6 protein-coding genes are annotated in these 9,281 nt (G+C 46.1%); 5 read left to right on the forward strand and 1 reads right to left on the reverse strand.

The features are described from left to right. Positions 1–123: 123 nt before the first annotated feature. The gene (locus P5674_RS06950) at positions 124–642 is read right to left on the reverse strand and encodes a TRAP transporter small permease subunit (RefSeq protein WP_006618113.1); all 519 of its coding nucleotides are present in this window, start codon (positions 640–642) and stop codon (positions 124–126) included. 563 nt (positions 643–1,205) lie between these two features. On the opposite strand from P5674_RS06950, the gene hpsA reads away from it, so the two are divergent. The 5 genes from hpsA to P5674_RS06975 all read left to right on the forward strand — a co-directional run bounded on the left by hpsA (position 1,206) and on the right by P5674_RS06975 (position 9,248). Then, on the forward strand, positions 1,206–5,987 hold the full coding sequence (gene hpsA, locus P5674_RS06955) for a hormogonium polysaccharide biosynthesis protein HpsA (protein ID WP_315669887.1): 4,782 nt from the start codon (positions 1,206–1,208) through the stop codon (positions 5,985–5,987). 61 nt (positions 5,988–6,048) lie between these two features. Then, a complete protein-coding gene (locus P5674_RS06960; RefSeq protein WP_006618115.1) occupies positions 6,049–6,681 on the forward strand; it encodes a prepilin-type N-terminal cleavage/methylation domain-containing protein in 633 nt (210 codons plus the stop codon). Positions 6,682–6,752: 71 nt separating this feature from the next. After that, positions 6,753–7,703, forward strand: a complete 951-nt coding sequence (gene hpsC / locus P5674_RS06965) for a hormogonium polysaccharide secretion pseudopilin HpsC (protein WP_216646497.1) — start codon at positions 6,753–6,755, stop codon at positions 7,701–7,703. A gap of 41 nt (positions 7,704–7,744) precedes the next feature. Then, on the forward strand, positions 7,745–8,335 hold the full coding sequence (locus tag P5674_RS06970; RefSeq protein WP_315669888.1) for a prepilin-type N-terminal cleavage/methylation domain-containing protein: 591 nt from the start codon (positions 7,745–7,747) through the stop codon (positions 8,333–8,335). 190 nt (positions 8,336–8,525) lie between these two features. Beyond that, the gene (locus P5674_RS06975; RefSeq protein ID WP_006618118.1) at positions 8,526–9,248 is read left to right on the forward strand and encodes a pilus assembly FimT family protein; all 723 of its coding nucleotides are present in this window, start codon (positions 8,526–8,528) and stop codon (positions 9,246–9,248) included. Positions 9,249–9,281 lie beyond the last annotated feature (33 nt).

A 9,281-nucleotide genomic window follows, 5' to 3' on the forward strand; every position in this document is an offset into this window, starting at 1 on the left:
GGTGGGGATGGATAATTGACGGCGGAACCCGCCCCCACAATTAAATAATTATCGGCGGTGGGGCGGGTTTATTAATATCCTGGTGGGGATGGATAATTGACGGCGGAACCTAATTGTTAATTGTTAATTGTCTCGGAAAATTGCCAAGTTTTTGATGATTTCTGAGATACCCTGAATAATTAATAAGACAAAACTCACTATAATTAAGGCTTTAATTGGGTAGCGCGGTAAGCCGCCGGGGTCTGGGGAGACTTCCCGAATTACCCAGGAGTTGGAGACAGCCCCCCAGGAGTAGAAAATAATCATCATGGAAAAGGGAATTAAAAATAAGGCGGTTCCCAATAACTCAACTAGGGCTTTTTGCTTAACATTTAACCGACTTTGAATGACATCAACCCGCACATGGCTATGGTGTTTTAGGGTATAAGCAGCACCTACTAAAAAGATGATATCAAAAATATACCACTGGGTTTCTAACAGGGCATTAGAACTTAAATTTTGACCGATCGCTCTACCGACATACCTACCAATTACATTCCAGGTTCCTACTGCGATCATCACTAGGGCTAACCAGGAAACCACCCGCCCTAAATACTCATTCATTCGGTCAATCAATTGGGATACAATTAGGAGTTTATCCACGTTTTAACTCTCATTTATACCGGGGTTGACAAGCTCTGTACATTTATGATAATATATGGACAGTTACATAATGAAAATCTGTGCCTAAAATCTGAAATTGTCACTATTCCCATTATGTAAAAGTATAGCACGGGGTGGCGCACAAAGCAAGAGACCCCCCAGAAAAAAAATTTTTTCGCAACAAAACTTAATTTTTTTTACAAAACTTAACATAATCTGGGGGTAGAGAATTTCAGTGAAAGGTGATCGTTTTTGGGGTGGAGTTGGGAATGCTAGGATATAGGGTGAGGTGTAATCCTCCCTAAGCCTATAACCCTCGAACCGAGTTGTTGAATGTGATCGATCGCACAAAAAAAGGCGATCGCCAATTCACAATTAACTCAATCGATTTGCCATAATAGAAAAAGAGTTACCCTAGTTCCCCCATTACCGGGGTAGCGAGGGTATTTAGTGGTCTAGTTGTGGGTAATAATACCGCAGCTATGAGTGTATTTATATTTATGTCAGCTTATTATTTGTCAGCGCGTGTATTCAGTTAAACTCTAAGGTCAGGAAGTCGTCTTATGCACAATGAGCATAATAACAGAAAACCTAAGTCACCTATTCGATTATGGTTGGCAGAAATCCGGAAGTTGGGAAACCGGGCGATCCGGGGCTTGAAGCGATCGCTCCTGGGAAACTGGGTTAATATGAATAGGGGCGATCGCCAAAAAGTGGCGGGGTTTGTGTTGCCGACAGTAACCATGGTGATGTTAGTGGTGGTGCTGTTAACGGTGGCGATCGCATTCCGAGCCTTAGACCGGGCGAGGTTTGCCCAAAATGTGCGGGTTAACCAGGAAGTTCTGTTAGCGGCGACACCGGGGTTAGAACGCGCCACAGCCAAATTAGATCGGGCGTTTGAAAGAATGCCATCAGGAGCCCCTCCAGAAGATAGTTTAATTTCAGAGTTAAAGCCACCAGAATCAGGGAGAGATAATTATACTTTTCGCGGTGAAGAACGACTGACCCTAGAGTTTGATGTAAATGGCAATGGCACTATAGATGATGTGGTGGATATAGATGATCAGGATGGCCCTAGACCACCTCGGGAAAGGATAGATACTGCCTGGGGATTCACAGAAGATTTGAATGGTGACGGCGAACCAGACAGATACAATATTTATGGAATTTTTCTGAGGAGCCCCACAGACGATGAAACTCCCAGAGTCCCCCTAGAAGCCAGGGGATTGCCTCTGCCTAAGCTAGGTTCAGCCTCCAGCCAAAATCCCGACTGTCCGGGTGGTAGTAGTGCAGGTTCAACTTTGGCTGGTACAGGTGGTTGGTATTCCGCATCTGGGGGTCTGCTGGAAAAACCGTTTTTTATCTACTCTGCTAGTATACCCGTCAGTGGTAGGGGTTTTGCTGCTGTGGAAATGCAGGAAGATAGACGAGCCGTTCCTATCACTGTTAATGCTGTGGTCTACGACGGAGACTTAGACATTACCCCTGGTCAACAACTCAACTTGAATGGCCGGATTATGGTTAATGGCAATCTGTTGCATGTTAACACAAACGAGGCAACAATTGAATATTATCAAGTCAGCAGCCCCAACTCTTGCTCTTATGAAATGGAAAATAGCAAGATTTTAGTGGGGGGAAATGTTGGCTTCGGACAAGGGTCATTAAACCAGGATTCTGGAGGTACAGCCAAGGTACACTTATTCAAACGTGGTGTACCTAAGGTTGAGCCTTTTACAAGAACTAATAAGCCGGTGAATGCTTTTCCGAATCAGATGGCTACTAACCAATTGGAGTATATGGAGAGAATCAGTGGCTTAGTGTTCGAGCAGAACTGTAAATCCGCTGATACTGACCCTGATGAAGTTAAGGAAGCCGTGAAGGGGGGAACAGATAGGGAGAAAGCCCTAGAACACTACTTCCTGGCTAGAACTCGTCGGGTTCCTAATATCGAAGAAGAGGATTACACCGCCCCCGACCCGGAACACTCCCAAGGATGCAATCAAACTTATGATAAGCGGACTGAAGGTTCGGGAAATGACAATGACCTGCGACCGGTAGATAGATGGATTTATCCCTACAATATTAGAGACGGGGATGCTACTCAATCCACCACCGTCCCTCTTAACGAGTTAGCTCTGAACACTAATGGCAACAAATTAAATTTACCTGCTACTCACCCAGATATAGTCCGACAAGATTCAGAAGAGAAGAAGATTGGCGATCGCATTTTGGTGGGCAATGGTTTACCGGCTAAATGGTATGACGGTAACAGAACCGGTGACGATAAGTTTAACGGAGCGGCGGAAGCACAATTTATCGAGGGTAAGGAGTGGGATAAGGCTCCTTCTGGTGAATCAGTTCGCTTCCGCAGGACTCAAATGTTTGATATGCCAGATCTGGGGGATACAGGTCGCAACGGTTTTTGGGAAAGAGCAGCAGCGGAGAAATTCAAAGAACCACATGAGTTCGAGCCGGGGGAGGAATATAAAGAACTGGCGGGAGGACTGCGGGTAGTTACTGGGGCAGGGATTTACTGGGACGAGGGATCGTTTTTGCCTCCGCCCAGGGGTGGTAGGAATGTGGTGTGGCCAGATACCATGCCGATGGGATGGGATGACCCTTTTGATATCCCTGATCAAGGTTATCAAAGGGGACACCTGAAAATGCGGGCTACTGTGGTGTATCACTATACAACCACTCCCTGGGAGGAGCCGGGCGATCGCCAAAATCCCATAGCCTGTATCAGCAGTTACTACGACCCCACTTTCTACAGAAGCTCTACCGACAACACTGGTAAAAATAAAGATGACTTGCCTTGGGATAGTAGTGCCGAAGGTAAATCTCACAATGGCATAGTGTATGCCCCGCAAATTGAGAGTATCGGTCAATTAACCCCCAGCACAAACCCTCGTAATCCCTATGGTGTAGTATCTGAGGATAGCCCGGACGCGGCTACTCTGGAACAGAAACTGGAATATCAAGCTAGTCTAAAATTCCCTGATGGGCGTTGGGTGAACGAACCCCTGCGTGTAGCCATACGGAAATCTCCTGGAAACCGCACTCTAGCGGATCAGTCAGCTATTGATGCGGCTGTGTGTGCGATTAAAATTCTGACGGATGAGGCAGGGACTCCCACACAAGGTACTATTGACCATGGTACGATTTATGAAAGAACTTTACTGGATGGTCGCCAGGTGAAAGCCCTGGAGGATGATGACGGTTTCTTTGCTGATGGTAAAGGCACTTATGATCGCGCCATAGAAGACCGCCAACCTCTGGAAATTCGCACCACCGTGATTGACTTAGACAAGTTACGCAAAAAAGCGATCGGTACGGATGAGTTTTTATTGCCCTACAGTGGCATTGTCTACGCCACCCGTGATGATGCCCTGATAGATAATAGCACTGGGGACTCCAGAACCAATCCGGTGGACTTTGTTGTAGACGAAACCCGCCGCCCCAACGGCATCATGTTGGTTAATGGTAGACAGTTAAACCGCCCACAAGGAAGCCCACGAGAAAGAGGGTTAATCCTGGTTAGTAATTTGCCTGTGTATGTGAAAGCAACGGGAAATAGCTTTAACCTGCACCAAACCCCCGGCGGCAATGCCTTGGAGGAGTTTACCAAAACTTTAGAACCTAATCGGAGTAACTTCTACACTAGAGATGAACGCTTTGCTGACGTCTCAAAAGACCTCTGGCGGCCCGCCACGGTTCTGTCTGATGCGGTAACTCTACTGTCTGGTGACTTTAGGGAGGGATTTCGTAACGAAGGCGACTACAACCTCCGCAATAACATGGTTCTTAGCCTCGATTATATAAATCGCAGAGGCTTAGATCCAGTCAGATTAGAGGATGGCTATGATTTCGGCCTTGGAAGTGATCCCAAATTTGATGAGCCTGACTTCAGTTTTGATTTAAATGGAGATGGTGATCAGGGGGATGAGAACCTAGGACCAAATGACCTGACCCTGGCGGCAGTGCGTAGGCTTAATGGCTTCTATGACAACAACTTTGTCACCAGTGCCAACTTTTGGAACACTACAAACAACAGGGTAGGAATCTGGATGGATGGTGCTTTCCAAGAAAGAAGTTCCTATCTAACCAACTTTGTCACTCCTGTTCAAACTCGCAGAGGAACTCAGGGCATTGAATATGTGATGGAGATTTGTCGCAAACCTCTAGTTTCCATGTGTGAACCAGATGATTGGGTAGTCAGTAAACACGACGACGATCCTGCTAAATTTGCCTCAGACAGAATTGGTGATACCTTTACATACAGTAATAGCGACGACAACCCCACTGTAGGAACAACTGTACAAAGAATACTGCCATCGTGGGAACGCATCTATCCCCGTCGTATTGCTTTTCTTCGTGATAAGACACACAAACTTGTGCTAGATAGAAATGATCATACTATCCCCTTGGGTGTTGTTAATGGCAAATACAACTATTCACCCTTACAGGATGCTGAAATTTGTGTGGATAATGACAGCAGCGAAATATCCTTGAACGAAGAAGATGAATATGACACAGAGTGTACAAGTGGAACTTGGGAACCTTTTCCCAAGGTGACCACAAAAAGAGCCAATGCACTGCACTTTCAAATGGACGGTGATGTGCCGAAGGTTCATTGGGAACCTGAGCCACCTGATGATGATGATGATGTACTTTATGCACAGCCCATGTGGGAACCTGTGGTGCAACTGAATACAGTAGATTCCGCCAACAACGAAGGATGGCTACAAAGGCCTGGCTCAAATACTACTTTTAACCTGATTATTGCCAGTGGTGATTCTCCAATCAGGAAAACCAATGGTAATCAGACTGAACTCAATGGCGGTTTGCATAACTTCCCTCGTTTCCTGGAAATGTGGCATGGCAGAACGGTCAATATCAGTGGCTCTTTTGTCCAGTTTAAACATAGCGAATACGCCACTGCACCAATGATGTCAGTTTTGGATCAGGATGATTCCGACTTAACCAAGTTCGGACAACCCCGAAAAACCCGCGATCGTCCCTACATGAACAGTAATGACGATGGTCAAACTACCTTCTACCGAGCCCCTAACCGGAACTATGGTTATGATGTGGGTCTGGTAGATTTCCGAGGGCTGCATGCCCAAAAGAGGCCTCGCCTACTTCGTGACCTGTTCGCGACTCGCCTAGTGACTCCCAGCAGCGAGCCCACAGATAAATACTTCCGAGAAGTGAGTCGGGATGACCACTGGATTCATACGCTGCTGTGTGGCACAAAAGTGAATGACGGCAACCACTTTCTCCCTGATGAGTTGCGCCCTGACGAATGTCCTTTAGACCCTGATAAGTTCTTCCGTCGTTCATAGTCGAACCTAGTAACCCATAACTGACCATCCTATTTAATCATGTTGCATTCTAAGCCAAACCATGTTCAACCCCAAACTATCCCCAAAGTTCTCCCAGTCCAGTGAATCTGGCTACACCCTGCTCGAGTCCATCATGGCTATGGTGGTGGTCAGTATCCTGATGGTGGGGATTTCTCCGGTGTTGGGTTTTGCCTTCGCCACCCGGGTACAGGCTAGACGCATAGAACTAGCCAGCAGAGCCGCTAACAGTTATATCAGTGCTGTCCGTGCTGACCCAACCAATGAACATCAGAACTTGGTGCTGTTAAATCCCAGTGAACCCAACGCTGGACCAACCAGTCGAGACGACTTGTTCTGTGTGGATAATGACGGAACTGGGGGATGTGAAACCGATAGCCCCACGGATATGATGGTTCAGGGAATTGGCATAAATGAGTGTAGCAACAACCTAGAGGAAGGTTATCAGTTGATTGTCAGGGTGTATCGTGCTGACGCATTTGCTCAATCGGAACCACCGAGGGGGTCTGGTCATGTGGCGAGTTCCAGAGTCGGTTTAGGCAGCCCCAGAGACCCCCTAGTGGAGGTGCGAACGGAGATTGCACCGTTTAACGATCCAGATAACCCTCGTGGTGCTAATTTTGTCTTTCAGAATTGGCGTGATCGTTTGGAAGGGGAAGGATGCATCTCACGATGAAGGGGATTAATAGGTTTGGTGATGGTTCCCATGGAGTGCAAAAGTCACTTTATCCAGGTAGAGAGGTAGTTATGCTGTCCCTAGTTCGGTTTTGGTTAATTGGTGTATTGAAAGGTAAGTCAAAAACCACCCAGGGGAATGACTTAGGCTTCACAATGGTTGAGTTATTGATTTCGGCTGTTGTGGCTAGTATGATCATCACGCCCATTCTGTTTTTTGTGGTGGATGTTTTACGAACCGATACCCGGGAAGAAATCAAAGCCAGATCCGAACAGGAGTTACAGGCGGCTGCAGATTTCATTCGCCGCGACCTCTCCCAAGCTATCTATATCTACGACGGTAAAGGGCTTGATGGGGACCCTGCAGATACAGACGCTAATGGGGTGAGGAACCAACTTCCTGATTCTGATGATGTGGTATTGGTGTTCTGGAAACAGGAGTTTATCCCCAATGTTGTTCCCCCCTGCCAGGATAACCGTTGCAATGATGCCCAAGTTTACTCTTTAGTTGCTTACTATTTACAAACAGATGCTTCTGATACTTGGTCTGGTCAGGGGCGTATTTCTCGCTTACAAATCAAAGATTGTCCTAAGGACGGTGGTGAATGCGTGGCCGATATAAAAGATCAAGGTTTTCAATTACCTACATTTGGAGAAGGTACGCTTCAGCAAATAATGAATAGATGGAAACGAGATCCCGACCATGAAATTAAAAGAGCATCACGAGAAGTTCTGATTGATTACATATATCCAAACGCCGTCGCAGGTCTAGCCGAGGATCACTGTAAAACAGCTCTTGGCTTAACTGCAACAGATGATCCACCTGAAGCTGATTTACTATCTGGAGATAAGGGTAGTGGCTTTTTTGTATGTGTGGACTCCGGTAGGACAGCAGCTTTAGTTAACCTGAGAATGAATGCGGCATTTCGCATTGATCCGAATGCTACAACATTCGACCGGAATCGGCGATCGCTTTTTCCTGAGACCAGCTTTTTGGTTAAAGGCTTCGGCACTTTAAATTAACCCATAAAGTCCCTCAATTTATAATAAAAGGAACCCATAAAATGAGTATTTTAATTAACCGAAAAGCGGTCGATTATAGGCGCAAAAACAACCAGTCAGGCTTCACGATAATTGAGATGTTGGTGGTAGCATTAATGGTTGGCATTCTCAGTGCGATCGCAGCTCCGACATGGCTGATGTTTGCCAACAGACAAAAGGTTCGCACCGTTAATGACCGGGTTTATAACGCCATACAAGAGGCTCAAAGCCAAGCCCAATTAACCAGTTTAGGTAGATCCCTCGAATTTGGTGAGCATCAAGGTATACCCGCATATCGAATTTATTTAACCTCTGGTGGACGACCGGACGACGATAACGCAGGTTGGCAAACTCTCGATGTCAATGGCGAGATTAACGAGGGACAAATCACACTGCAAGTTATTCCACCAACAAGCAATAGCCGAGAACACCTAGAATTTGACCATCAAGGAGTTATAGTACCAGAGCAAGATCGAGACAATAATATAACAGAAGATAAACCTTTTCGGGTAGTTGTATCTTCGGCTGATGAGACCGTGATACATTGCGTGCTTGTCAGAACTATCCTAGTCTCTACCCAGAAACGGGAAGGAGAGGCTTGCTTTGATGAGTAATTGTAACTAACCTATTGTAACACAAAAAGTTAATTATCGGCTGAATATTTTAACAAAACTTTACCCCCGATTCCCGCCAAGATAGTTTAGAATACACCACAAAAGATATCACCCGTAAATAGGCCTGTTGCGAGTGAGGTTATTTGTGTATTAAATACACAAAATGTATCCTTTTGACCCAGGTTAAATAATGGAAAATAAATTAATTAAGCACTTGCTTCTGGTTCAGAAACAGGCTGTTAATTTAGTGCCTGAAAAACCCGTGAGCAGTGACTTTCAGGGTGCAAAATCGCCAAAACCCCATACAGAATCTGGGTTTTCTTTACTAGAAGTATTGGTGGTGATGGTGATTATATCGATAATAGGTGGGATAGCGGTTCCGACGTGGTTAGGTTTCGTGAATAACCAGAAACTGCAAACTTCTATCCGGCGACTCAACTGGGCTATCCACTCAACCAAAAGTGAGGCTATACTGTCTAGTACATCATGGCAGGCGAGCATTAGGGAATATGGGGGACAGGTACAGGTAGCAGTCCATCCCGCGAAGACTCCCCCTGGTCAACTCCCAGAAGGTTCATGGACTAACCTAGAACCGGGGATAGAAATTCACAACCGGGAAAAAAACAGCAGGGGTAAATATGAGACGACGCTGCGAAAAGTAGACCCTGACACCAACCAAGTCCGAAACGCGGGGACGGTGTACCGAGTTTTATTCAACCACCAAGGCTGTCCGGTCTATAACCCGTCTAATTTCTGCGCCCAAACTTCTCTGGCGGCGAAGGGACGCATTGCTCTCCATCATCCTGAAGTTCCGGGTCAAAAGCGATGTATCATCATTTCGACGCTGATAGGTGCGACTCGCATTGGTCAGCAACAGCAAAGACCGGATCAAAATGGCTACTATTGCCATTAACTAGGTAGGGGCGGGTTCAACGGTCAATTCTCA

This window comes from Limnospira sp. PMC 289.06 (assembly GCF_032350395.1).
GTDB classification, from domain to species: domain Bacteria; phylum Cyanobacteriota; class Cyanobacteriia; order Cyanobacteriales; family Microcoleaceae; genus Limnospira; species Limnospira platensis.